Annotated in this window: 21 protein-coding genes and 1 pseudogene; 11 read left to right on the forward strand and 11 right to left on the reverse strand. The window is 65.2% G+C overall.

Annotation, left to right across the window (positions count from 1 at the left end; all coding sequences use genetic code 11):
• The first annotated feature begins 97 nt into the window (after positions 1 to 97).
• Positions 98 to 607, forward strand: coding sequence for a DUF2721 domain-containing protein (locus ACVI1L_RS27545; RefSeq protein WP_229190019.1), 510 nt, complete (start codon positions 98 to 100; stop codon positions 605 to 607).
• A gap of 26 nt (positions 608 to 633) precedes the next feature.
• Here ACVI1L_RS27545 and ACVI1L_RS27550 read toward each other — a convergent pair whose 3' ends face one another.
• The 4 genes and pseudogenes from ACVI1L_RS27550 to ACVI1L_RS27565 all read right to left on the reverse strand — a co-directional run.
• Entirely contained in the window at positions 634 to 1,536 is a 903-nt protein-coding gene (locus ACVI1L_RS27550; RefSeq protein ID WP_456784332.1) for an alpha/beta fold hydrolase, read from the reverse strand.
• 7 nt (positions 1,537 to 1,543) lie between these two features.
• Entirely contained in the window at positions 1,544 to 3,163 is a 1,620-nt protein-coding gene (locus ACVI1L_RS27555) for a GMC family oxidoreductase (protein ID WP_456781159.1), read from the reverse strand.
• 197 nt (positions 3,164 to 3,360) lie between these two features.
• The gene (locus ACVI1L_RS27560; RefSeq protein WP_456784333.1) at positions 3,361 to 4,248 is read right to left on the reverse strand and encodes an MFS transporter; all 888 of its coding nucleotides are present in this window, start codon (positions 4,246 to 4,248) and stop codon (positions 3,361 to 3,363) included.
• A 115-nt stretch (positions 4,249 to 4,363) separates the two neighbouring features.
• A pseudogene (locus ACVI1L_RS27565) lies at positions 4,364 to 4,630 on the reverse strand (MFS transporter); the annotation flags it as partial.
• Between ACVI1L_RS27565 and ACVI1L_RS27570 the strand changes: the two are divergent.
• Positions 4,559 to 4,708, forward strand: a complete 150-nt coding sequence (locus ACVI1L_RS27570) for a hypothetical protein (protein ID WP_456784334.1) — start codon at positions 4,559 to 4,561, stop codon at positions 4,706 to 4,708. The pseudogene ACVI1L_RS27565 and the gene ACVI1L_RS27570 overlap by 72 nt on opposite strands.
• A gap of 213 nt (positions 4,709 to 4,921) precedes the next feature.
• On the opposite strand, the gene ACVI1L_RS27575 is transcribed toward ACVI1L_RS27570, so the two are convergent.
• Both ACVI1L_RS27575 and ACVI1L_RS27580 read right to left on the reverse strand, forming a co-directional pair.
• Positions 4,922 to 5,374: a MaoC family dehydratase gene (locus tag ACVI1L_RS27575; protein WP_057015675.1), complete on the reverse strand. Its 453-nt coding sequence runs from the start codon at positions 5,372 to 5,374 to the stop codon at positions 4,922 to 4,924.
• An 11-nt stretch (positions 5,375 to 5,385) separates the two neighbouring features.
• Entirely contained in the window at positions 5,386 to 5,877 is a 492-nt protein-coding gene (locus tag ACVI1L_RS27580; RefSeq protein ID WP_028331684.1) for a MaoC family dehydratase, read from the reverse strand.
• Between the two features lie 170 nt (positions 5,878 to 6,047).
• Here ACVI1L_RS27580 and ACVI1L_RS27585 point away from each other — a divergent pair, with 170 nt between their 5' ends.
• Positions 6,048 to 6,818, forward strand: coding sequence for an IclR family transcriptional regulator domain-containing protein (locus ACVI1L_RS27585; RefSeq protein ID WP_076833082.1), 771 nt, complete (start codon positions 6,048 to 6,050; stop codon positions 6,816 to 6,818).
• A 164-nt stretch (positions 6,819 to 6,982) separates the two neighbouring features.
• Positions 6,983 to 7,609 (forward strand): pyridoxamine 5'-phosphate oxidase family protein, encoded by a 627-nt coding sequence (locus ACVI1L_RS27590; RefSeq protein ID WP_253587398.1) that lies wholly within the window; start codon positions 6,983 to 6,985, stop codon positions 7,607 to 7,609.
• Positions 7,610 to 7,652: 43 nt separating this feature from the next.
• On the opposite strand, the gene ACVI1L_RS27595 is transcribed toward ACVI1L_RS27590, so the two are convergent.
• Positions 7,653 to 8,078 carry a hypothetical protein gene (locus ACVI1L_RS27595; protein WP_456784335.1) on the reverse strand — a complete coding sequence of 142 codons (426 nt, stop codon included), beginning with the start codon at positions 8,076 to 8,078 and terminating at the stop codon, positions 7,653 to 7,655.
• Between the two features lie 262 nt (positions 8,079 to 8,340).
• On the opposite strand from ACVI1L_RS27595, the gene ACVI1L_RS27600 reads away from it, so the two are divergent.
• A complete protein-coding gene (locus ACVI1L_RS27600; RefSeq protein ID WP_057015671.1) occupies positions 8,341 to 9,513 on the forward strand; it encodes a M20 aminoacylase family protein in 1,173 nt (390 codons plus the stop codon).
• A 3-nt stretch (positions 9,514 to 9,516) separates the two neighbouring features.
• Here the strand turns inward: ACVI1L_RS27600 and ACVI1L_RS27605 are convergent, their stop codons facing one another.
• On the reverse strand, positions 9,517 to 10,695 hold the full coding sequence (locus ACVI1L_RS27605; protein WP_456784336.1) for a cytochrome P450: 1,179 nt from the start codon (positions 10,693 to 10,695) through the stop codon (positions 9,517 to 9,519).
• Between the two features lie 138 nt (positions 10,696 to 10,833).
• On the opposite strand from ACVI1L_RS27605, the gene ACVI1L_RS27610 reads away from it, so the two are divergent.
• Positions 10,834 to 11,742: a LysR family transcriptional regulator gene (locus ACVI1L_RS27610; protein ID WP_456784337.1), complete on the forward strand. Its 909-nt coding sequence runs from the start codon at positions 10,834 to 10,836 to the stop codon at positions 11,740 to 11,742.
• 91 nt (positions 11,743 to 11,833) lie between these two features.
• Here ACVI1L_RS27610 and ACVI1L_RS27615 read toward each other — a convergent pair whose 3' ends face one another.
• Together ACVI1L_RS27615 and ACVI1L_RS27620 are read right to left on the reverse strand one after the other, a co-directional pair.
• Positions 11,834 to 13,456: an inorganic phosphate transporter gene (locus ACVI1L_RS27615; protein WP_456784338.1), complete on the reverse strand. Its 1,623-nt coding sequence runs from the start codon at positions 13,454 to 13,456 to the stop codon at positions 11,834 to 11,836.
• Between the two features lie 529 nt (positions 13,457 to 13,985).
• Complete coding sequence (locus tag ACVI1L_RS27620) at positions 13,986 to 15,434, reverse strand: UdgX family uracil-DNA binding protein (RefSeq protein ID WP_168856438.1); 1,449 nt, start codon at positions 15,432 to 15,434, stop codon at positions 13,986 to 13,988.
• A 329-nt stretch (positions 15,435 to 15,763) separates the two neighbouring features.
• Here ACVI1L_RS27620 and ACVI1L_RS27625 point away from each other — a divergent pair, with 329 nt between their 5' ends.
• Genes ACVI1L_RS27625 through ACVI1L_RS27635 form a run of 3 tightly spaced genes read left to right on the forward strand, consistent with a single transcriptional unit; the run spans position 15,764 to position 21,571 of the window.
• Positions 15,764 to 16,597 carry an ImuA family protein gene (locus ACVI1L_RS27625; RefSeq protein ID WP_057015667.1) on the forward strand — a complete coding sequence of 278 codons (834 nt, stop codon included), beginning with the start codon at positions 15,764 to 15,766 and terminating at the stop codon, positions 16,595 to 16,597.
• On the forward strand, positions 16,488 to 18,137 hold the full coding sequence (locus ACVI1L_RS27630) for a Y-family DNA polymerase (RefSeq protein WP_057015666.1): 1,650 nt from the start codon (positions 16,488 to 16,490) through the stop codon (positions 18,135 to 18,137). The genes ACVI1L_RS27625 and ACVI1L_RS27630 overlap by 110 nt, the downstream gene beginning before the upstream one ends.
• On the forward strand, positions 18,134 to 21,571 hold the full coding sequence (locus ACVI1L_RS27635; protein WP_253640289.1) for an error-prone DNA polymerase: 3,438 nt from the start codon (positions 18,134 to 18,136) through the stop codon (positions 21,569 to 21,571). Before ACVI1L_RS27630 ends, ACVI1L_RS27635 begins: the two co-directional genes overlap by 4 nt.
• Positions 21,572 to 22,176: 605 nt before the next feature.
• Here the strand turns inward: ACVI1L_RS27635 and ACVI1L_RS27640 are convergent.
• On the reverse strand, positions 22,177 to 22,464 hold the full coding sequence (locus tag ACVI1L_RS27640) for a hypothetical protein (RefSeq protein ID WP_018270628.1): 288 nt from the start codon (positions 22,462 to 22,464) through the stop codon (positions 22,177 to 22,179).
• Positions 22,465 to 22,586: 122 nt separating this feature from the next.
• On the opposite strand from ACVI1L_RS27640, the gene ACVI1L_RS27645 reads away from it, so the two are divergent.
• Positions 22,587 to 23,993: a CoA transferase gene (locus ACVI1L_RS27645; RefSeq protein WP_456784339.1), complete on the forward strand. Its 1,407-nt coding sequence runs from the start codon at positions 22,587 to 22,589 to the stop codon at positions 23,991 to 23,993.
• A gap of 151 nt (positions 23,994 to 24,144) precedes the next feature.
• Positions 24,145 to 25,392: an efflux RND transporter periplasmic adaptor subunit gene (locus ACVI1L_RS27650; RefSeq protein WP_057015665.1), complete on the forward strand. Its 1,248-nt coding sequence runs from the start codon at positions 24,145 to 24,147 to the stop codon at positions 25,390 to 25,392.
• The last annotated feature ends 37 nt before the right edge of the window (positions 25,393 to 25,429 follow it).

Consider the following 25,429-nt stretch of genomic DNA (forward strand, 5'->3'; position numbering starts at 1 on the left):
TGCCGAGATCACGCCACTATGGGCCGCAACCGTGTCGATGCCCGCCGTTCGGACGCCGCCCGGCAATTAGCCGACGCCGGTTCGATACGCGGGCGTCGTGATTGTCAGCAGGGTCCACGCTGCCAATGCTCGGCCGATTGGTTTCAGCCGCGCCAACCCGAAAGTGGAGTCGATGTTACCGGATACGCCGTCGGTCAGTCAGCTCTCTCAAGTGATTTCTCAAGCGGCCGCGCCCGCATTTCTGCTTGGCGCATTGGCGGCCTTTATCGCGGTGCTGATTTCCCGCCTGAACCGGATCATCGACAGATCGATTTACCTGAACCAAATTTCGGATCAGGATCAGGCGAGATGCCGGCTCAAGGCAGACCTGCCGCGTCTTGCTCGGCGCGCCACCATGATCAATCGCGCGATCTTCTGGTCCATCATGGGAAGCATTTCGATCAGCGTTGTCATCGTCGTCGGCTTTGTGAGTGCGTTCCTTCACATCCAGCACGAGCGGGGCGTTGCCATTCTCTTCATTGTTGCCGTTGTGGCTTTCATCGTGTCGTTAGTCGATTTCGCGCGAGAGGTCCGAATTGCCCTGAGCGAGTTCGATCACTACGGCTAGACGCAACGCATTGATACGTGCACGCCTTAACGCGCACGCGCGGCAAATGTCGTGAGCGCTGCCACCATCAACTCCGGCGCTTCCTGCGCGACGCAATGTCCGACACCGTCGAACGTCCAGCGGCTCGCATGCGGGATCAGCGCCGCGGCGCGGTCGGCCATTTCCTTGTAGATCGGCCATGACTGCTCGGTGGTCGCGATGCAGACCGGGCAGGCAATGCCGGAGAACCAGGGGAACGGATTACCGCGGGCGTCGCCGGTGTAGATCTGCTCCATGGCCTGGAAGATCGGCCCGAGCAGGGCCGACTCGATTTCCGGCGTACAAAGCAGCCGCATGCGGCCGTCGTCGAGCCGCGCAAAGCCGTGATGGACATAGGCCCACAGCGACCGTTCGGTCCATGGTGCGAAGGCCGGCGCGGCGCGCAGCCGCTGGAACAGATCGTCGGCGCTGTCGAACTCGGCCCGGCGGCGCAGCACGCCCTGCACCGAGCCGTTCGCGATGTCGCTGAGGTCTCCGGCGCGCGGCGCGCGCGGATCCATCGCGGTCGGCTCCGTGACATGCAGGCGCGCGAAGCGACCGGGCATCAGTCTGGCTGCGAGCAGCAGGTCGGTTGCGCCGGCACTGTGACCGATGGCGTAGATGTCATGGAGGTCGAGGCGCTCCACCACCATGCGGACGTCTTCGGCAAAATCCTGGAAGTGATAGCGATCGGCCGGCGGCTTGTGGCTCAAGCCATGGCCGCGGCGGTCGAGCGCATAGACGGCGTGATCGGCAGCAAGCGCCTCCGCGACCTCGGTCCATACCTCCGCGACAAAGCCTGTGCCGTGCAGCAGCAGCGCCGGCGGCTTGTCCGAGGCCGGCTCGCCCCATTGCGCCACCGCAACCTGTGCACCGGTATCGCCGACCAGAAAGCGCTTCGGGGCGTTCATCGTTGTTTTATCGTGCATCCTGCAGGATCATCGCCGCGGCCTTTTCGGCGATCATCGCCGTCGGCGTATTGGTGTTGCCCGAGGTGATGGTCGGCATCACCGAGGCATCCGCGATGCGCAGGCCGTGCAGGCCGTAGAAGCGCAGCCGCTCGTCGACCACGGCCATCGGATCATTGGCCGTTCCCATCTTCGCGGTGCCGACGGGGTGGAAGATCGTGGTGCCGATGTCGCCGGCAGCCTTGGCGAGCGAAGCATCGTCGTCGCCGACCGAGGGGCCGGGCAGGAATTCCTCGGGATGATATTTCTCCAGCGCCTTCTGCTTCATCAGCCTGCGCGTGGTGCGGATTGCGTCGGCCGCGACCTGGCGGTCGTCGTCGGTCGACAGATAATTCGGCGCGATCGACGGCTTGTCGTCGGGAACGGACGATTTGATGCGCACGGTGCCGCGCGAGCTCGGCTGCAGATTGCAGGCGCTCACCGTGATCGCGGGGAAGCGGTGCAGCGGATCGCCGAACTTGTCGAGCGACAGCGGCTGCACGTGGAACTGGATATTGGCGCGCGAGCGCGTCGCGTCCGAGCGCGTGAAGATGCCGAGCTGCGACGGCGCCATGGTCAGGGGACCACGGCGGCGGAATGCGTAGTCGAGGCCCATCAGGCCGCGGCGCACGAGATTGTAGTAAGTTTCGTTCAGCGTACGCACGCCGGAGACCTTGTAGATCGCGCGCTGCTGCAGATGGTCCTGCAGATTATGGCCGATGCCCTGCACGTCGAGCACGATGTCGATGCCGAGCGGCGACAGCCATTCGGACGGACCGATGCCGGAGCGCTGCAGCACCTGCGTGGTTCCGATCGAGCCGGCGCAAAGGATCACTTCACCCCTGGCGCGCGCCTCCACGGTCTCATTGCCCTGGCGGAACAGCACGCCGGCGGCACGGCCGCTCTCGATGACCAGGCGGTCAACCAGCACGTCGGTTTCGAGCCTGAGATTGCTGCGGTTCAGCACCGGCTTGAGGAAGCCGCGCGCCGACGACCAGCGCCGGCCGCGCTTCTGGTTGACGTGGAAGTAGCTGGTGCCCTCGTTGTCGCCGGTGTTGAAATCCGGGATGCGCTTGATGCCCATCTCCTCGGCGGCATCGCCGACCGCATCGAGGATCTGCCAGGACAGCCGCGGCGCCTCGATGCGCCAGCCGCCGCCGACACCATGATGCTCGCTTTCGCCGAGGAAGTGATCCTCGAGCCGCTTGAACGCCGGCAGCACGTCGCTGTAGCTCCAGCCGGTGAGGCCGAGCTGCCGCCAGTGGTCGTAATCCTCGGCCTGGCCACGCATCGAGATCATGGCGTTGATGGCGGAGGAGCCGCCTATCACCTTGCCGCGCGGGTAGGCGAGCGCGCGGCCGTTGAGGCCGGGCTCGGCCTCGGTCTTGAACATCCAGTCCGATCGCGGATTGCCGATCGCGAAGAGATAGCCGACCGGGATATGAAACCAGATCCAGTTGTCCTTGCCGCCGGCTTCCAGCAGCAGCACGCGCTTCTTCGGATCGGCCGACAGGCGGTTGGCCATGATGCAGCCCGCCGTGCCTGCGCCGACGATAATGTAGTCGAAATCACCCTCGAGCCTTCGCGGCATGTCCTCGTTCCCGGCAAGCGTCTTTTGTTGGGCCCCTTCTATAGCGTTTTCGAGCGAAGTGGAGCCCGGTTCGCGTGAAGAAAACGCGTCAACACAAGAAAATAGAACTCGGTTCTGACAGAGTCAGGACCGAGTTCTATCCAGACGCAGCGGGCCGACACAAGCCCGGCAGTGGATGCCGGGCGTGCGCTGGATGATCAGGGGCGGCTCGGTTCGGCCAGTGTGACCTCATGGCTCGCGCGGGGAACACAGACGATCAGCGTCAGCATGCCGATGCCGAGCACGGCGCCGACGAGGGCGAGCGGTGCGTAGATGCTCCCGGTTGCGGCAGTCATCCAGCCGATCAGGGCAGGGCAGACCGCGCCGCCGAACGAGCCGATCGCCGAGATCAGCGCGATGCCGCCGGCCGCGGCGCTGCCCTCCAGCATCGCGTTCGGAATCGTCCAGAACAGCGACAGGATCGCGAAGATGCCGATCGAGGCGACGGCAAGCAGCGTGACGGTCAGGAGCACGCTGTCTTGCGCGGCCTGCAAGGCGATGAAGCAGGCCGCTGCGACGAGGCCGCAGCAGACCACGTGCCAGCGCCGTTCCCGTGTGCGGTCGGAGCTGTAGCCGATCAGCACCATGCCGATCGCGGACGCAACCGAGATCGCGCCGCTCAGCCAGCCGATCTCGGTGGTGGTCGCCACGCCGACGCGTTTCAGCAGCGTCGGAGTCCACAGCAGGATGGTGTTGAGCGAGCAGAAGAACGCGAAGTAGATGAAGGAGAGCAGATAGACGGGCGGCTCGCGCAGCGCCGCCGCGAAGCTCCGCGTGGTGCCGGGAACGGCGGCGCGGTCGCGGGCGAGATCGCTTGCGACCTGCCGCCGCTCGTCGGCGCTCAGCCAGCTCGCGACCTGCGGTCCGTCGGCGAGGTAGAAATAGGCGGCGATGCCGAGCAGCACGGCCGGGCCGCCTTCGAGGATGAACAGCCACTGCCAGCCATGCAGGCCATGGACGCCCTGCATGTGATCCATGATCAGGCCCGACACGGGACCCGCGATGACGCCGCCGAGCGGCACCGCCATCACGAACAGGCTCGTCATGCGGCCGCGTACGCGATCCGGGAACCACAGCGTCAGATAATACAGGATAATACAGGATGTAATACAGGATGCCGGGGAAGAAGCCGCCCTCGGCGGCGCCGAGCAGGAAGCGCAGCAGATAGAGGTGATACTGGTTCTGCACCAGCGCGAGTAGCACGGTGACTGCGCCCCACAGTACCATGATCCGCAGCAGCGTCTTGCGGACACCGACCTTGACCAGCAGGAGATTGCTCGGCACTTCGAGCGCGACATAGCCGACCGAGAAGATGCCGGCGGCAAGCCCGAACACCGCGTCGTCGATCTGCAGGTCGTGCAGGAACTGCAGCTTGGCAAAGCCGATGTTGAAGCGGTCGATGATCGCAACCGTGTAGCACGTCAGCAGGAACGGGATCAGGCGCCAGGCGATCCGTCCATAGAGCCGCGAATGGGCCGCATCCTGCATGAAAGTCTCCTCAAGTGATTATTTGATTGTTTGTTGGTGCCGCGACGGCGGTTGGCTCCCTCGCCCCGTTCTCAGGGGGAGAGGGTTGGGGTGAGGGACCGTCTCCCCATAGACGGTGACAGCAACCCTCGCGGAGGCTCGCCCTCACCCGGAATGCATCTAGCGATGCATTTCCGACCTCTCCCCGCAGGCGGGGCGAAAGAGCCCGTTGCTCCGATCGAGTGCGCGCGGCTAGCCTGCCTTCGCGTTCGGCGGAAACTCCAGCATCGCTTCGCCGGCCGCGACCGTCTCGCCGCGTTGGTTCTGTACGGCGACGTCGACCAGCACCCAGCGCGACTTCGCGGTCGTTTGCTTGGCTTTGATGGTGCCGGCCGGGCGGATGGTGTCGCCGGGCTTCACCGGCTTCAGCCAGCGCGTCTCGAGCCTGCGATGGATCGCGCCGGCAGGCGTTGCCCAGTCGGTCAGCATGCGCGAGATCAGGCCGAAATTGTTCATGCCGTGCATGATGATGCCGCCGAAATTGGTCTTGCCGAAATCGCCCTTCATGTAGTTGTCGTCGAGATGCAGCGGGTTGTAGTCGAGCGACGCGTCGCAGAACAGGCGGATCGATTCGCGCGAAACCGCAAATGCCGGGCCGTCGATGGTGTCGCCGGCCTTGAGAGATTCGAAATTCGCCGTGGTCATGGTGATCCTCCTTACATCGGACGGATGGTCTGGCCGCGACCCGAGCAGATCACGTCGCCATGCTGGTTGAAGAAGACATTGTCGTGCACCACGAACAACCGCTCACGCTTGATGAACTTGTCGAGCGCGCGCGCCTGCAGGGTGATGGTGTCACCGGGGCGTGCCGGGATGTTGTAGCTCCACGACTGCCCGGCATTGACGGTGCCCGGCGAGCGCATCCAGTCGTCGGCCGGCGTGCAGGCGAACATCAGCAGGATATGGATCGCGGGCGGCGCGATCAGCCCGCCATAGGGCCCGGCCTTGGCGGCTGCTTCGTCAAGATAGAGCGGATTGGTCTCGCCGACTGCGCGGCAGTACAGCGCGATCGCTTCCTGCGTGAGCTTGTAGGGCAGCGTCTTGCGCGGCTCGCCGGGGACGATGTCGTCCCACACCTTGCGCAGCTTCGCGTCTTTCCAGAAATCGGTTTCGAACGGGGTGGCCGCAGAACTTTCTGCTTGCGCCATCGTGCATCCTCCTGCTACTGAGTTCGCCAGGCGAACAATTCATTCGCTGTATGAATTCACGCTAGCGCGGTCGGGAGCCCCTGACAAGCGGGCAGGGCCGCGTCATGTGCAGGCAGCCATGCGGGCTGCGATGTCATGAGCGCGATGACGGAACCAGCTGGGCGCCCGCCATGAGCAAAGAGAGTGACGGCTTCGTGCGCGCGATTGCGCGCGGCTTCTCGATCATCGAGGCACTCGGCAAGCCGCCGGGGCGGCACACGCTGGCGGAGGCCGCCGATACTGCCGGCCTCAACCGCGCCACCGCGCGGCGTATCCTCGCGACCCTGATCGCGCTGAAATATTGCGCCTCCGACGGACGCTATTTCAGCCTGCGGCCGCGCGCGCTCGGGCTCGGCCTGTCCTATCTCAACGCCTTGCCATACTGGGGTCATGCGCAGCGTGCGCTGGAAAACCTGCGCAACGAGATCGGCGAATCCTGCGCGATGGCGGTACTCGACGAGGATGAGATCGTCTATGCGCTGCGCCTGCCGGCGCGGCGGATTCTTTCCGCCAATCTTGGCGTCGGCAGCCGGCTGCCCGCGCATCTGGTCTCGCTCGGCCGCGTCATGCTCGCGGCGCTGCCGCCCGGCACCCGCGAGGCTTATCTCGCGACCGGGGGCTTCAGGCAGGTCACGCCGCGCACGGTCACCGATCCGGAGCGTCTCGGCGAGTTGCTCGCGCGGGTCGAGAGCGACGGCTATGCCTGGGTCGACGGCGAGCTCGATCCGGCGATCTGCGGCATCGCGGTGCCGTTGCGCGATCCCGCGGGCGCGGTGGTCGCCGCGCTCAGCGTCAACACGATCTCGGGAACGGTGAGCGAAGCCGGCGCGCGCAAGAAGTTCCTGCTGCCGCTGCGCCGCACCGCGCAGGAGATCCGCAGCCAGATGCTGACATCAGGGTAGGGGACGGCCGTTATCGACGCCTTTTCGCCCGCTCCGGACCTGGATGGCTTTCCACGCCCATGCCGAATGAATAGTCTTTCGCCTTGCTGGCCGGGTGAACTGCCAAGGAAAATTGCGGCCACGTCAAAGTGCAGATCGATTGCTCAACTTGCCGGAGGATTGCTGTGGCCGACCCAGTCCGCGCCCCTTTCTATCACGACGGAATGCGTGAGTTGCAGGACCGCTTCGACGGTAGGCGTGTCGCCGACGGCCTCGAGAAGCATCGCCTCCACTTCGAATTCTGGGAACAGGACCGCAAGCTCATCGAGGAGACGCGCTTCTTTTTCATCGCGACCAGCTACCAGGACAACGTCGATTGCTCGATGCGTTCCGGCGATCCCGGCTTCGTGAAGATCACCGGGCCTGATACGCTTGAGTTCCCTGAGTACGACGGCAACAACATGTACCGCACGCTCGGCAATATTCACCGCAACCCGAACGTCGGATTGTTGTTTGTACGGCTCGACGGCAAGACGTTTCGCACGCGCATCCGAGGCAAGGCAACGATCCACGACAGCGCCGAAGTGCTTGCCGGGCATCACGGCGCGAAGGTCGTCGTGCGCGTCAAATGCGAGATCTTTCCAAATTGCCCGCGCTACGTTCCGGACCTGATGGGCGCCTCAGCGGACGTACCGGCGAATCTGTACGTGCCTCGGCCCGGGTACGAGCCGCCCGCCCCGGAATGGAAAAGCCGGGATTATCTCAAGGACGTGCTTTCGAAGTACGATCCGCATCGGAAACGTGACGCATAGCGGACAGCCGGGAACCGCATCCGGACGAGCGAGCAAACCGCGATCAGGGCAGCGGCGCCATGTAGGGAATGCTGCCGACCAGAGCGAACACCTGCACCGCGTTGCACAGCATGCCGCCCCAATGCAGCTGGCGCAGCCGCCGCACCGCGGTAGGATCACCCGAGTCTCGCGCGTCCGCCTCAGCATCGAGCCGCCGCAAGAACCATCGGCGCGCCAGCACCGCGAACGCCGCGATCAAGGCGATGCCAAGCGCAACGGCGAACCGGCCGGCCGTGGCAAAGGCGAGCGTGCCGATCACGCCCGAAACAGCGAGCACCAGGAAGTAGGCATTGAACATGCCACGCAGCAGCCGTGTGACCGGCGGGACGTCGAGCTTCACGAGCAGGAACGCCGGCGCCGCCAGCAGGAAGTATCCCATCGGCACCAGCAGGATGATGGTGGAAAACAACACCGCCTGATCCGGCGTCATGCAGCCGCTCCGTGTTGGAAGGCGAGAGGATTTCGGTGCGGGAAACCTGGGGTAGTATCCGTGCGGGATATGTGCCGCACTATTAGGCTTTGGTCGGATGCGATGATATCAGACCCGAGGTCTGCGCAAAGTCCAGCGAGGGACGGCCCGCATCCCGATTGCGAATGCAGGCTCCAGCCGCGAGCATGCCACATCTGTTTGGGTGGACCGGCTCTTGCATGCTAGAGATGGCTTACGTCCAACCTCTGAGGCCAGAATTCTCATGCCCATCGTGAACCGCGTCGCCGATCTGCAACCCGATATCCAGGCCTGGCGCCGCGACATCCATGAAAACCCCGAGCTGCTCTACGATGTGCACCGCACTGCATCATTCGTCGCCGACCGGTTGCGCGAGTTCGGTTGCGACGAGGTCGCGACCGGGCTCGGCAAGACCGGCGTGGTCGGGGTCATCAAGGGCAAGAAGGGGCCGGCGAAGGGCGACGTCAAGGTGATCGGCCTGCGCGCCGACATGGATGCGCTGCCGATTCACGAACAGACCAATTTGCCCTACGCCTCGAAGACGCCGGGCAAGATGCACGCCTGCGGCCATGACGGCCACACCGCGATGCTGCTGGGGGCGGCGCGCTATCTCGCCGAGACGCGCAATTTCGCCGGCGAGGCGGTCGTGATCTTCCAGCCGGCCGAGGAGGGCGGAGCGGGTGCCGCCGCGATGATCAAGGACGGCCTGATGGACCGCTTCGGCATCGAGCAGGTCTACGGCATGCACAACGGTCCGGGGATTCCGATCGGCTCGTTCGCGATCCGCACCGGCCCGATCATGGCCGCGACCGATGCGATCGACATCAAGATCGAAGGGCTCGGCGGTCACGCCGCGCGTCCGCACAAATGCATCGATTCCGTGCTGGTCGGCGCGCAGCTCGTCACCGCCTTGCAGCAGATCGTCGCGCGCACCGTCGATCCGCTCGACTCCGCCGTGATCTCGATGTGCGAATTCCACGCCGGCAACGCCCGCAACGTGATCCCGCAGACCGCGGAGTTGCGCGGCACCGTGCGCACGCTGACCCGCGAGGTGCGCGACCTCATCGAGAAGCGCGTGCGCGAGGTGGTGGATGGCGTTGCCAAGATGACCGGCGCCAAGATCGATCTGACCTATGAGCGCGGCTACCCGGTCACCGTCAACCATGAGGCGCAGACCGAATTCGCGAGCCGCATCGCGCGCGAGGTCGCGGGCGCATCCAACGTGCACGAGATGCCGCCGCTGATGGGCGCCGAGGATTTTTCCTACATGCTGGAGGCGCGACCCGGCGCCTTCATCTTCTGCGGCAATGGCGACAGCGCCGGCCTGCATCACCCCGCCTACAATTTCAACGACGAGGCGATCGTCTTCGGCACGTCGTATTTCGTGAAGATCGTCGAGAACGCATTGGCGGCGTGAGGCTCACGCGTCCCATCGCACCGGCAGCGTCACCGGTCCGCGGAACACCCAGCCGCGCACGACCGGCGGCGCCTCCGCGCGGAGGCGCAGATTGCGCAGGCGCGCGAACAGCATCGGCGCCACGATCTTGCCGACGGTGAGCCGTGACACCCAGGTGCCGGCGCAGAAATGCGGTCCGGCGCCGAATGCCAGATGCGATTGCTTGGGCCGCGTCACGTCGAAGCGATCGGGCTCGACGAAGCGGCTGCCGTCGCGGTTGGCGGCGCCGACGCAGAGGCCGATCTGAAGGTCTTGCGGCAGCGTGGTGCCGGAGAGATCGACGTCGCGGGTGACGCGGCGCGGATACATGCCGATCGGCGAGATCCAGCGCACCGCTTCCTCGAGCGCGGCCGGCCACAGATCCGGCTTTGCCAGCACGCTGTTCTTCTGCGGCGGGTTTTCCAGGAGGCCGAGCACGAGCGTCAGGATCGCGTCGCGCGGCTCGTTCAGGCCGCCGCCGATGATCACCTTGATGTTGGCGCGGATGCCCTCGATCGGCATCGGCGGATCGGCATTGATCATCGAGGACAGGACCGAAGGATTCGGCTGGCGGCGGTGATCGTCGAGCACCGCGTCGATCGCGGCATCGACCTCGGCGCTCGCCTGCATCGCCTTGCGCTCGATCTCGGCGTCGGCGGCGTAATTGCCCGCGCCGTCGATCAGCGCCTGCGACCACTCGGCGAGGGTTTGCCACGGCATCTTGCGAAACCCGATCATTGCCATCAGGCTGAGCGAGGCCATCGGCGCGGCAAGGGCGGAGAACAGATCGGCCTCTTCGGTCGCCAACAGATCATCGATCAGTTTTTCTGCGATCGCGGTGAATTGCGGCGCCCAATGCTCCTTGATTGTGGCCGGACGGAACGAGGGCTCGATCGCCTTGCGGCCGATCGCATGCTCGGCGCCGTCCTTGCGCATGAAGGTCGGCCCCATCACCTTGTTGACCAGCGAGGGCGGATTATCGGCCGAGTAGGTCGCGGGATCGCGCTCGATCCGCATGATGTCGTCGAAGCGCGTCACCAGCGTCAGCTTCGCGGGCGCGACGAAGACCGCCGGCGCGATCTCGCGCAGCCGGCGGAAGATCGGATATGGGTCGAGCAGATCCTGATACGCGATATCGGTGACGACAGGCACGGCGCTGGTCATTGGTCCTCCCGGAAGCGATTTTTCGCCAAGGCTAGCTCCGGGTGCACGATCGCTCAATTCGATGGGATTGATCTGGACCATCGAAATATTCCATGGCCTTGTGCTAGGCTGGGCCGCCAGCAATGCGGGAGGTGCAGGGTGGCGGCCAATTCCTCGATCGATCCGATCGACATCGGGACTCTGCGGACCCTTGTGCTGGTCTATGACCTGCAGTCGTTCTCCGCCGCGGCCAAACGGCTCGACGTCAACCAGTCCACCATCAGCTATGCGATCGAGCGGCTGCGCGGCGCGCTGCATGACCCGCTGTTCGTTCGCAGCGGCAATGGCGTGACGGCGACCAAGCGCTGCGCGACGCTGGTTACCTGGGCGCGGGACATGATCGGCGAGATCGACGGGCTTGCCTCACCGGCGGAGTTCGATCCGGCGACGGCGCAGGGCTGCGTGACGATCTCCTGCAACTATCACGAACGCCAGACCATGATCCCGCAGTTCAGCACGCGGCTGCGCGCCGGCGCGCCGCAAGTCCGTCTCGTCCTGCTCGATGCCGCGGGCCACGGCGATGTCCATCTCAAGCAGAACCAGTGCGACATCGTGCTTGGTCCGGTCGGCATCGCCGGCGAAGGCTTCTTCCGGCGCCATATCCTCACCGACCACTACGTCTGCGTGATGGATCGGGCCAATCCGCTGGCGCGCGGCCGGATCGCGCTGTCGGCCTATGCCAGGGCCGAGCATGTCTTCATCACCCACAGCGGTGAGTGGCAGCCGCTCTATCTCGCGGCGCTGAGGGCGAGGAAGATCGAGATCGAGCCAGTGGTCAGCCTGCCCAACCACGACAGTCTGGAGCGCATCATCACAGGCACCAGGCTCGTCGCGACTATCCCGCATCATCTGGCGCGGGCGATGCGCGGCGGCCTCCATGTCGCTGCGCTGCCGTTCCGCGTGCCGATCTCGATCGACATGCACTGGGGCGCCAGGACGGCCAAATCCGGCTTGCACAAATGGGCGCGCGGCCTGCTGGCCGAGGTTGCGAAGGCCTGCGCCGCCTGAGCAAGGAGCCGGGCTGCAGGTCCAAAGCAAAAGGCCCGCACCGGAGTGCGGGCCTTTGTCCGGCGCGTTGCTGCGCCGAAAGCGTGGGGCGTCAGAACAGGTGGTAGAACACGTAGTACAGAACGCCCGAGATGATCATCGCGGCCGGCAGCGTCAGCACCCAGGCCATCGCGATGTTGCGGATCGTGGCCCATTGCAGGCCGGAGCCGTTGGCGGCCATGGTGCCGGCGATGCCTGACGACAGCACGTGCGTGGTCGAGACCGGCAGGCCGTAGCCGTCGGCCGCCGCGATCGTCGCGGCCGCCGTGATCTCGGCGCAGGCGCCCTGCGCGTAGGTCAGGTGGGTCTTGCCGATCTTCTCGCCGACGGTGACGACGATGCGCTTCCAGCCGACCATGGTGCCGAGGCCGAGCGCGATGGCGACGGCGAACTTCACCCAGCTCGGGATGAACTTCGTCGCGGCATCGAGCGAGCCCTTGTACTGGTTCAGCGTGGCGATGTCGGCAGCGGTCAGCTCGGCTTCCTTGTCCTTCATCAGGAAACGGATCGCCTCGGACGCCAGGTACATGTCGTTACGGGTGTTGCCGACCGCGTCAGCCGGGAACTTGGCCAGCGATCCATACTGGGCAACCTGCTGGCCGATGTCGCGCACCAGCACCGCAAGCGACGGAAAGGTGCCTTCGTTGATCTGGTGCTGCGCGACATAGTTGGTCACAGCCGGGCGCGGGTTGCCGATCACGTTGTAACCGGCGGCCTTGCCTTCGATGACCTTGCTGGCCGCGGTCGAGTGCGCCGTGAACAGCTCGATCTGGCTCGAGGGCATTGCGCGGTTCAGCGCATAGGCGGTCGGCACGGTGCCGATCAGGATCAGCATGATCAGGCCCATGCCCTTCTGACCGTCATTGGAGCCGTGGAAGAAGCTGACCAGTGTGCAGGTCAGGATCAGGATGCCGCGGATCCACCACGGCGGCGGCTGGTCGCCGACCGGTTCGCCGAACAGCGCCGGCGTCGCGCGCTGCAGCGCGATCTTGAGGAGGTAGAGCAGGCCGGCGGCGAGCGCGAAGCCGAACAGCGGCGACAGCAGCAGCGCCTTCGCGATGTTGGTCGCCTGCGACCAGTCGACGCCCGAGGTGCCGTCACGGCCGCGCAGCAGCGCGTTGGTGATGCCGACGCCCATGATCGAACCGATCAGGGTGTGCGAGCTCGAGGCCGGCAGGCCGAGCCACCAGGTGCCGAGATTCCAGATGATGGCGGCGATCAAGAGCGCGAACACCATGGCAAAGCCGGCACTGCTGCCGACCTGCAGGATCAGTTCGACCGGAAGCAGCGAGACGATGCCGAACGCGACGGCGCCGCTGGAGAGCAGCACGCCGATCAGGTTGAACATGCCCGACCACACCACGGCGACATGCGCCGGCAGCGAGCGGGTGTAGATCACGGTGGCGACCGCGTTCGCGGTGTCATGGAAGCCGTTGACGAATTCGAAGCCGAGCGCGATCAGCAGCGCGACGAACAGCAGGATATACGGCAGGAACGAGGTGATGCGCGTGCCGGTGGCGTCGACATCGGCATAGATGCTGTAGGCAACGAACAGCAGCGCGGCCGCAACCACGCCCAAATAGATAACCCCGGTGAGAGGATGAAAGCCCTCGTCGAGGTCCGGACCCTTTTTCAGGGCGGGCTCGATCGAGCCGGGTAACGCCATATCGCTCATGGTAAACTCCTGTCCCAATGCTCCCGATTTTGATCGATGCATATGACAAGCAATTGAATCCGGCCCGCGAGCCGCGCCGGTCTCCCGTGGCGGTGGACATCGAGCCGAAGTTTTGTGCAACGCATTGAGCGCGCACGTGGCTTCGCGGCCTCGTGGCAATCTTCAGCAACAAGGATCGCGGATCGCGACGGAAAGCTGCCTGCGTTTCGCAGGACGAGACAATGTGCGGAGGACATCACACTGGCATCCGGCCGGCCGGGCAGCCGGAGAATTCGGCGGACGCCTGCGAGTGGAAGGTTGCGAAATGAGGGAGGGGGATTGAGAGATGAGGTGGCGCGCCGCACGATCGGGGCTAGCAAACCGTGCAGCGCGCCCGCCTCAGGGTACGTCATGGCGTGAACATGACGCCCGATACCTGCGGAACACGCTACCTTACCACGGATCAATTCAAGGTTGTAGGTATTTGTCCGCGTTTAGAACAATTTCTCGTTGCGATGTGGTTCCTCAGGTTCCGTCGGTTTTGCGGAACTCAGGCCGCATCGGCTGATCTGCGCAACTGGTGTGCGGCGATTTTCAGATCGTCGACAAAGCGCTGATATTCCAGCGCCTTGGCTTTTTCATCCGGCAGCCGCAACAGATAGGACGGGTGCACGGTGACGAGCACCTTGGTTCCGTCGCGGTCGATCAGATGGCCGCGGTTCTTGTTGATCGGCGTGATCTTGCCGAGCACGCTCTGCGCCGCGGTGGCGCCGAGCGCCATCACGAGGTCCGGCTTGATGGTGGCGAGCTCGCGCTCATACCACTGGCGGCAGGCGCGGATCTCCGGTGTGCTCGGCTTCTGGTGCAGCCGGATCTTGCCGCGCGGCACGAATTTGAAGTGCTTCACTGCATTGGTGACATAGACCTTGCGGCGATCGATGCCGGCTTCCTGCAGCGCTCGATCGAGCATCTGGCCGGCCGGTCCGACGAAGGGGTGGCCTGCGAGATCTTCCTTGTCGCCGGGCTGCTCGCCGACCAGCATCAGCGTTGCGCTTTGCGGTCCCTCGCCGAACACGGTCTGGGTTGCGTCTTTCCACAGCGGGCAGGCGCGGCAATCGGCGGCCTCCTCGCGCAAGGCCGCGATGATGTCGTGAGCTTGCCTGCCTTGAACTTGCTTGCCTTGAACTTGCTTGCGGGGCATCGGCGTATCCTGCCGCTTCTGCGGCTCGGCCGCCTTGCGTGCGATGAAGGGGCCGCTGGTCATGCGCATTGCGTCTTCGATCAGAGGCTTAATGATCGAGTCCTCGGGCAGGTTCCTCCAATAGGCTTGCGGCATCTCCATCACTTTCAGCCGTGCGGGATTGAAGCGGCCGTTGTCGTGACGCCGCCAGGCCTCCTCGAGCCGGTCCTCGGTCGGCACTTCGGATTTGGCGACGCCCGGCGTGATCGAGATCGCGTGCCCGTCCCAATGTGCGCAGACGTCGGGGGTCAGGATCGACCACGGCATGTCGGCGAAGCGGCCGGCGAAGAACGGCGCGGCAAGCTCGACGATGTGATGCTCCGGCTCGAACCAGGCGACGTAATGAGCCGTCCGCTCGCGGCCGATCTCGCGGAAGCGCAGATGCGCATGCATCCTGTCGATATCGACATAGATCGCGCGCGCCATCGCGTGGACCTCGGCGATATCGGGATCATCGGTCGCACTGAGCAGATCGTGACGGCTGCGCAGCCGCCACAGCAGGCGATAGAGCAGGGCAAAGCGTTCGTCACTGCGATGCAGGATCGCGGCCTTTGCGAGCTCGACGAATTTGGCCGACACATTGAACCGCGCCTGCGGCGTATCCGGCAATTCATTCACGCAGGATGCCGACGACAATTCGTCGTCGCTGCGTACGGTCCATGTGATCTCCGCGGGCTTCACATCGTTCAGCGCCAATCGCCGCGCGGCCTTGCGCCAGCCCTCGAAATCGGTGTCGTTGTCGAGCACGATGATGCGCATGCGATTGCTCCGTTTCCGTCACGCCGTCATTTTCGGGGCCTGCGTGCCTGACTTGCGGAAGATCAGGGCCTGTCCGGTTCGGCGGCTGCTGAATCCCATTGATTCCACTCATGAATCGATGATCTCACCAATCCGATTGACTCCGTGGGCCCTGTTAGCTTTATATTAGAACATATCATGAACAAATGAGCCAGTCCCTGGTTCTCTGTTCAGACCAGTGACGGCCTCAAATTTTGGTTGGAAGGAGCGGCGCATATGCCGGAGCGCGATCAGCAAAAGTGGTCGCCGGTTTTGCGTCCGATCGCGCTCCTCTTTTTTAAGAAAGGCGCATGATCTTGTCGCCAAACCGCTCACACTTTGGCGGATCATGCGCCGCCGCACGCATAGGTACGCTTGCGTCTCTGCGCGGCAGCATCGCGCGTATCGAGGCGTCATCGGATGCGGCGATGCCGAACCGCGTCGCGCTCGGCCATGCCGGCGCGGATGCGATGCTGCGCGGCGGGCTTGCGCCGGCGGCATTGCACGAGGTGTTCGCGGCCGGCCATCAAGGCGGCGCGGCGACCGGCTTCATTGCGGGGCTCGCCGGACGGCTGTCGGCACGCAAGCCGCTGGTCTGGGTGCGGCAGGATTTTTCCGATCGCGAAAACGGCGCGCTATCGATGCGCGGGCTTGCCGAGCTCGGCCTCGATCCGCGCCTCTTGGTCACGGTGCGCGCTGCCGATGTCGATAGCGGCCTGCGCGCCGCGGCCGACGCGCTCGCCTGCGATGCGCTCGGCGCGGTCGTGCTCGAGGTCTGGGGCCAGGCGCGCCAGCTCGATCTCGTCGCCAGCCGCAAATTGACCCTGGCCGCGCAGGCCTCCGGCGTCACCGCGCTGGTGCTGCGGATCGCGGCAACCCCGATCCCCTCGACCGCGGAGACGCGCTGGATCGTGCGCGCGGCGCATTCGCCGCCGGGCAATGCCGCGAGCGTGTGGGGCGCGCCGCGCTTCGAGGCCGAACTCGTGCGCAATCGTCATGGCCCTGTCGGGCGATGGATCATGGAATGGAAATGTGATGAGTGCCAATTCAGTGAACCGTCGGCGTATCCTCAGCCTGTGGCTGCCACGCCTGCCCATCGACCGCATCAAGCGCAAGCTCGCGCAGGACATCGCCTCGCAAGCTGATGCACGGGAGGTGGCAGGGCTCCCTCTCCCGCAAGCGGGAGAGGCGAAGAAAGCAGAACTCCCCAGCGTCGTCGTCGCAAAAGACCACAACGCCATCCTGCTGCACGCGATCGACGAGGCCGCGGTGCGCGCCGGGCTGTCGATCGGGCTGCCGCTCGCCAATGCGCGGGCGATCTGTCCGGAGCTCACGGTCTATGATGCCGATCCCGCCGCCGATCTGAAGACGCTGAACGACATCGCCGACTGGTGCGATCGCTTCACGCCGCTGGTCGCGCTCGATCTGCCTTACGGTCTGTTTCTCGACATCACCGGCTGCGCGCATCTGTTCGGCGGCGAGCGCGCGCTGCTGCAGACCGTGACGGGGGCGCTGAGCCGGCGAGGCTTTGCCGTCAGCGCGGCGATTGCCGGCACCTCGATCGCGGCGCGTACGCTGACGCGCACCGCCTCGGGCAAGATTGTCCCCGATAGCGAGGAAGCGGCGGCGGTCGGCCCGCTGCCGGTGTCGGCGCTCGGTGCCGATGCCGCTGTCACCACCGGCCTGCGCCGCGCCGGCTTGAAGACCATCGGCGATGTCGCCTCGCGCGCGCCGCATGAAATCTCGGCGCGGTTCGGTGCGGCCTTCACCACCTTGCTCAGCCACGCGCTCGGGCAGGGCGATGCCCCGATCAGCCCGCGCAAGCCGCTGCCCGATTACATCGTCGAGAAGCGTTTCCCCGAGCCGATCGCGACCGACACCGTGATCGCGCTGACGCTCTCAAGCCTTGCCAAGATGCTGGTTGCGGCGATGGACAAGCAGGGCAAAGGTGCGCGGCAGCTGGAAGCGAGCTTCTTCCGCACTGACGGTGCGGTGCGCGCGATCATGGTCGAGACCGGGCGTCCGGTGACGCGGCCCGAGATGATCGATCGCCTATTCCGCGAGCGGCTCGATGCGCTGAATGATCCGCTCGATCCCGGCTTCGGCTTCGATCTCATTCGCCTCGCCGCAGGGCGTACCGAGATCGTGGTACAGCAGCAGCGCGATCTCGACGCCACCATACACGACAATGACGAGCTCTCGGCGCTGATCGACCGCATCGCCGCCCGCATCGGCGGAAAACGCGTCGTCGTGCATCTGCCGCTGGAGAGCCACATCCCCGAACGATCGGCGCTCGCGCTGCCGGCGCAGCATCATCTGGCCGCGGCCAGCGCCGCCGCCTGGCCGGAGCACGTTGCGAGCGAACCACCGCTGCGTCCCTTGCGGCTATTCGAGCAGCCCGAACCGATCAAGGTGCCGTTCGCGACCGTGCCCGACGGTCCGCCGCATCAATTCACCTGGCGGCGCGCGCAGCACGAGGTGGTGCGGGTCGAGGGCCCCGAGCGCATCGCGATGGAATGGTGGAAGCAGGACGGCGCGTCGCTGACGCGCGATTATTTCCGCGTCGAGGATGCCGAAGGCCAGCGCTTCTGGATCTTTCGCGACGGTCTCTACGAGAGCGAGCTGCGCGACGAGGAGGGCAAGCCCGTTCCGGCCAATTGGTATGTGCATGGGCTGTTCGCATGAGCGCACCTCCACCTGATTATGCCGAGATCGGCATTACCAGCAATTTCTCCTTCCTGCGCGGCGGTTCCGATCCGCGCGCCTATGTGCATCAGGCGAGCGAACTCGGGATTCCCGTGATCGGGCTCGCCGATCACAACACGCTGGCCGGCGTGGTGCGCGCCTGGAAGGAGCTCGACAGCGAGAAGGTTGCCCATCCGCCAAAGCTTTTGATCGGCGCCCGCATCGTCTTCATCGACTCTACGCCCGACATCCTGGTCTATCCGCGCGATCGCGCCGCCTATGGCCGGCTGTGCCAGCTCCTGACCCGCGGCAAGCGCGGCGACGACATCGTGCGGATCGAGAAAGGCGAGTGCCATCTGAAGCTCGCCGACCTCCTCGACTTCGTCGAGGGGCAGCTCCTGGTGCTGGCGCTGCCGCATCGCTTTGAGGAGGCAGGCACGCTCGATCTGCTTGCAAAGCTGAAGGCAAGCGCCGCCGACGGCGTCTGGCTCGCCGCAAGCCTGCTCTATCGCGGCGACGACAGGCGCCGCCTCGCGCGGCTGCATGGCCTCGCCACCGACGCCGGTGTGCCGCTCATCGCCACCAACGAGGTGCTCTATCACCATCCGGCGCGCCGCCCGCTGCAGGACGTGCTGACCTGCATCCGCGAAAAGACCACGATCGAGGCGGTCGGCCGCAGGCTCGAGGCCAATGCCGAGCGGCATCTCAAGCCGGCGCATGAAATGATCAGGCTGTTTCGCGATCTGCCGGACGCGATCGCGGAAACCATGCGCTTTGCTGCACGCATCTCTTTCTCGCTCGACCAGCTCAAATATCAGTATCCCGACGAGCCGGTGCCGCCGGGCAAGACCGCGCAGCAGCATCTGGAAGATTTGACCTGGGCCGGTGTCGACAAATATTTCGGCGGCGAGATCGACGAAAAGCTTCGCACCACCCTGAACAAGGAGCTCGCGCTGATCGCCGAGCTGAAATACGCGCATTACTTCCTCACCGTGCACGACATCGTGCACTATGCGCGCAGCCAGAACATCCTGTGCCAGGGACGCGGCTCGGCAGCCAATTCCGCGGTCTGCTTCGTGCTTGGCGTCACCTCGGTCGATCCGACCAAGGTCGATCTGTTGTTCGAGCGCTTCATCTCCAAGGAGCGGCTGGAGCCGCCCGACATCGACGTCGATTTCGAGCATTCGCGGCGCGAGGAGGTGATGCAATATGTCTACCGCCGCTACGGCCGCCACCGCGCCGCGATCATCGCCACCGTGATCCATTATCGCCCGCGCAGCGCGATCCGTGACGTCGGCAAGGCGCTCGGGCTGACCGAGGACGTCACCGCGGCGCTCGCCGACACCGTGTGGGGCAGCTGGGGCAAGGGCCTCAACGACATGCAGGTGCGACAGGCCGGGCTCGATCCCAAAAATGCGATGATCAACCTCGCGGTCGAGCTCGCCACCGAGCTGATCGAGTTTCCGCGTCATCTCTCGCAGCATGTCGGCGGCTATGTACTGACCCAGGACCGGCTCGACACCTATGTGCCGATCGGCAACGCCGCGATGGACGACCGCACTTTCATCGAATGGGACAAGGACGACGTCGACGCCCTTAGCATGATGAAGGTCGACGTGCTGGCGCTGGGCATGCTGACCTGCATCCGCAAATGTTTTGACCTGATCGCCGACCACAAGGGCGAGCACTGGGAGCTAGCTTCGGTCCCGCAGGACGACAAGAAAGTTTACGACATGCTGTGCCGCGGTGAATCGCTCGGCGTGTTCCAGGTCGAGAGCCGGGCGCAAATGAACATGCTGCCGCGGCTGAAGCCGCGCACCTTCTACGATCTCGTCATCGAGGTCGCGATCGTGCGCCCGGGGCCGATCCAGGGCGACATGGTGCATCCTTATCTGCGCCGGCGGAACGGCCAGGAAAAGGTCAGCTATCCATCGCCAGCGCCCGACCAGGGCGACAAGGACGAGCTCTACAACGTGCTGCACAAGACGCTCGGCGTGCCGCTGTTCCAGGAGCAGGCGATGCGGATCGCGATCGAGGCGGCCCATTTCACCTCGGAGGAAGCCAACGGCCTGCGCCGCTCGATGGCGACCTTCCGCAATCTCGGTACCATCGGCAGCTACGAGGAGAAGCTGGTCGGCAACATGGTGGCGCGCGGATATTCACCCGACTTCGCCCGCAGCTGCTTCGACCAGATCAAGGGTTTCGGCTCCTACGGCTTCCCGGAAAGCCACGCCGCGAGTTTTGCGCAGCTCGTCTACATCTCCTCATGGCTGAAGCACCATCATCCCGATGCGTTCTGCTGCGGCCTGCTCAACTCGCAGCCGATGGGCTTCTATGCACCGGCCCAGATCGTCGGCGACGCCCGCAAGAACGGCGTCACGGTGCGCGAAGTCGATGTCTCCTTCAGCTTTGCGCAGAACACGCTCGAGGAGAAGGTCGGCGATCATTGCGCGGTGCGGCTCGGCTTTCGCCAGATCGACGGATTTCACTGGCTGGATGAGGACGAGGAGAGGCTGAAACAGCTTCAACTGTCATTCCGGGATGGTGCGCTAGCACCAGACCCGGAATCTCGAGATTCCGGGTTCTCGCTTCGCGATCCCCGGAATGACGGTGGTGAGACAGACTGGGCCGACCGCATCGTTGCCGCGCGCAACCGCCGGCCGTTCACCTCGCTGGAAGACTTCGCGCGCGACACCGGCCTGCCCAAGCGCGCGCTGATCCTGCTCGCCGACGCCGATGCGTTCCGCTCGCTCGGGCTCGACCGCCGCGAGGCGCTGTGGGCGGTGCGCCGGCTGCCCGACGACGTGCCGCTGCCGTTGTTCGAGGCCGCCACCGCACGCGAGCAGCCGGATGAGGGCGCCAAGCCGCTGCCGGAGATGCCGCGTCCGGAGCAGGTGGTCGCCGACTATCAGACCATCCGCCTGTCACTGAAGGGCCATCCGATGGAGTTTTTGCGCGACACCTTTACAAAGGAGCGCGTCGTCGCCTGTCACACCATCAACCGGAGCAACGACCGCCGCCGCGTCCGCTGTGCCGGCGTCGTGCTGGTGCGGCAGCGGCCGGGCAGCGCCAAGGGCGTCGTGTTCATGACACTGGAGGACGAGACCGGCATCGCCAACATCGTGGTGTGGCCGAAGGTGATGGAGCAGTACCGCAAGGAGGTGATGGGCGCGCGCCTGATCCTGGTCGAGGGCTATATCCAGAGCAGCCCGGAGGGCGTGACGCATCTGGTGGCGCAGCGCATGACCGATCGCTCCCACGATCTGATCGGCCTCGCCAACGAATCCTTGAGCCGCAAGCATCCGGTGCCGGCGGGCCCCGCGCTGATCGAGCCGCTCAACGACGACCGCCGCGATCACGGCGACAACTCGCCGCAAAAGATCCGCCACCCACGCAACGTCCGCATCCTGCCGCCGTCCCGCGATTTTCATTGAACCGCGTGTGAACCGCGTGCGACGGCTCTCTCACCGTCACCCTGAGGACACCTGTGGTCCTACCCCCGAGCTTTCTACCCATTGCTCGGGGCCCATGGGTGCGATCGGCACCCGGCTTTCCCTGCGCCCTCTATGATGAGAGGGCAGAACGAGATGCAAAGCTCGGACAAATCATGTCGCGAGAATGCGGAAGTTTGACTCAGAAGCCACGCCACACACTCATCGTCGTCCCGGCGAAGGCCGGGACCTATAACCACCGTTGCAAATGGTTACGCGATGCTGGAACGACGAGTGCCATCCACAACATCCGCTGCGGCGTATGGGTCCCTGCCTTCGCCGGGACGACGCCTGGGACTTAACCACCGAAGCAAATTGCTATGCACTCTTGCAACGGCGAGCCCCGCTACAACGTGCGCTGCGGCGTATGGGTTGTCTGAGACCACGGCGTGAACGCCAGTGTCCATCCAGTCGGTTCATCGACTGATGTCGCGCGAATGCGAACGTGTAGCCTACACGCCAATGCTGACACGTAGCTTACAGCTGGTCCCTGTCGGGCGGGTCTCACCGTCGCATCGATGGCGGATGACTTCCTCAGCCGCTGCATGCTACTCCACCGCGGCGCCGACCGGCGGTCCGCCCGGCGGGCGGTGCAGGAAGGTGATCGATGCGTAGGCGCCGACCCACGAGCCGAGGGCGGCGAAGGCGACGTAGAGCCAGTTTTCGGTGTAGCTGATCACCGCATAGGAGGACAGCACATACCAGACGCTGCTCCAGGTCGCCGCCGGCACGCGCTTGCGCGCCACGACCGCCGAGGTGAACATGACATAGACCGCGTCGGTCGCTGCGGTCGCGAGGAAGACAGCGCCGGCGGTGAGAGGATCGATGGCAGCCATTGCAACTCCTGTGTGGTCAGGCAGAGCTGGATATAGGGCAGGGCCGGAAATGATTGTTGGGATCGGGCACCGCCTTTTTGTCATCATGCTCGGGCATAGAATAATCGCAAACGGGTATGCGCATGCAGGACATTCGTGAAATCCTTTCCGATGTCTGGACCGGCGCCGGCGGCGCGCCGGCCGCGCTCGATGCGGTCACATTGACCGGCAGCGAGCCGCAGCTGCCGTCGTCGTTTCGGGTCGCGGCGGCAGCGCAGGCGCCGATCGCAGCAGCCGGCCTTGCCGCGGCCGAGATCTGGAAGGCCCGCAGCGGCGAGCAGCAAGAGGTCGCGGTCGACATCCGCCATGCCGTCGTCGAATGCCGCAGCGAGCGCTATTTGCGCGTCGACGACAAGCCGCCGCCGCCGGCCTGGGACAAGATCGCCGGCGTCTATCGTGTCAAAGACAACCGCTTCGTCCGCCTGCACACCAATTTCCCGCATCATCGCGACGCCGTCTGCAGGGTGCTCGGCTGCAACGCTGAGCGCGACGAGGTCCAGGCCGCGCTGCTGCAATGGGACGGCGAGGCGTTCGAGACAGCGGCCTACGCCGCCGGCGGCGTCGTCGCCTTGATGCGCTCGCACGACGAATGGTCGGCGACGCCGCATGCCAAAGAACTGGCCAAACTGCCGTTGATCTCGATCGAGAAGATCGGCGAAGCCGCGCCGAAGCCGTGGCCCGCCGGCAGCCGGCCGCTGGCCGGCATCCGTGTGCTCGATCTGTCGCGCGTGATCGCCGGTCCCGTCGCTGGCCGCACGCTCGCGGCGCATGGTGCCGAGGTGCTGCTGATTTCCGGTCCCGATCTGCCGGCGATCCCCTGGCTCACCATCGACACCGGCCGCGGCAAGCTCACGAGCTTCCTCGAGCTGCGGAGCGAAGAGGGGCGGGGCGTGATGCAGGGTCTGGTGGCGCAGGCCGATATTCTCTCGCAGGGCTATCGGCCGCAGGCGATCGCGCGGCTCGGCTTCTCGCCGGAGGAAGCGGCGCGGATCAATCCCGGGATCGTCTATGTGACGCTGTCGGCCTATGGCCATGCCGGACCATGGGCCGGGCGCCGCGGCTTCGACTCGCTGGTGCAGACCACGACCGGCTTCAATCATGCCGAAGGACAGGCGGCCGGCACAGATGGGCCGAAGGAATTGCCGGCCCAGATGCTCGACCACGCCACCGGATATTTCATGGCGTTCGGTGCCATGATGGCGAAGGCCCGCCAGGCCCGCGAAGGCGGCAGCTGGCACGTCCGAGTATCGCTGGCGCAGACCGGACGCTGGCTGTGGAATCTCGGCCGCCTCGAAGGAGGCCTTGCGACCGAGGACCTGAAGGCGGATGCGGTGCAGCCCTTCATCGAACGGCTGCCGTCCGGCTTTGGTACGCTGAGCTCGGTCCGGCATGCCGCAGTGCTGTCCAGCACACCGGCCCATTGGTCCCGTCCGGCCATGCCGCTCGGCAGTCACCCTCCGGAGTTTCCTGCCCCGGAGTTTCCCGGATGAGACATTCAGCTGCCGTTCAGGCTATGCAAACTTTAACGACAGGCGTCGCCGAATGGCGATTTTTAGGTTGTTTGATACGCCAATTCAGCACTATTAGCGCACCGCTGGGGCCGTCCCGCCGGATGCTGCAACGATCGACCCCGCGGACCGCATGGTGAAAGAGTTTACCAAGAGAATGCAGAGCTTTAGCCGTCCGCGCCTGGTCGTGGCCGCGGCGCTGCTGGCGGTTGCCTGCGCGGGTGCCTATGGCTACACGCGTTTCGGCTCGGAAAAGCAGACATCTTCGGAAGTCTCCAGCCAGTCCCGCAAGGGCGGCGCGCGCTATGCGCCGTCGGCGGCCGAGTGGGCCAGCCTGACCTTCCAGACCGTGAGCGAGCACACCTTCCGCTCCGAGCTGGTGACCGAGGGCAAGATCGGCATCGATGAGGACCGCTCCACCCCGGTCTACTCGCCCTATACCGGGCGCGTCACCCGCCTCATGGTGCGGCCGGGCGATGCCGTTGTGAAGGGCCAGCCGCTGTTCGTGATCGAGGCGGCCGACACCGTGCAGGCGCAGAACGATTACATCGCGGCGATGACCGGCCTCAACAAGGCGCAGTCGGCGCTCGACCTGGCGCAGATCCAGGAGAAGCGCGCCAAGGATCTGTCCGAGGGCAAGGCGATCCCGCTGAAGGATTATCAGCAGGCCCAGACCGCGCTGGTGCAAGCGCAGAACGATGCGCGCTCGGCGCAGACGCTTTTGGAAGCGGCGCAGAACAAGCTGCACATTCTCGGCTTCGGCGACGACGACATCACGACGCTGCGGCAGAAGGGCCGCCTCAATCCGGAGACGACGGTGTTCGCGCCGATCGGCGGCACCGTGGTCCAGCGCAAGGCCGGTCCCGGCCAGTATGTCTCGACCGGCGCCAGCGACCCGGTCTACGTGATCGGCGATCTGTCGACGGTCTGGCTGATCGCCTTTGTCCGCGAATCCGACGCAGACAATGTCGCGGTCGGCCAGGACCTCACCTTCAGCGTGATGGCGCTGCCGGGCAAGACGCTGAACGCCCGGGTCAACTATGTCGCCGCGGCGATCGACGCGACCTCGCGCCGGCTCCTGGTTCGCGCCACCATCGACAACGCGGACAAGCGGCTGAAGCCCGAGATGTTCGCCAATGTGACGCTGTATTCGAAGGGCGATCACCCGGCAGTCGGCGTGCCGAAGCAGGCGCTGATCTACGAGGGCGATCAGGTTCGGCTCTGGGTCGCGAGGGCCGACGACAAGACCATCGAGCTGCGTCAGATCAAGCCCGGCCTCATCAATGGCGACCTCGTCGAGGTGGCCGGCAACCTCAAGCCGGGCGAGCAGATCGTGACGAAGGGAAGCCTCTTCATCGACCGCGCCGCATCAGGCACCTAAGCGCATGATCCGGAAAAGTGGGAAGCGGTTTTCCCTC

Source organism: Bradyrhizobium sp. USDA 4516, assembly GCF_054055915.1.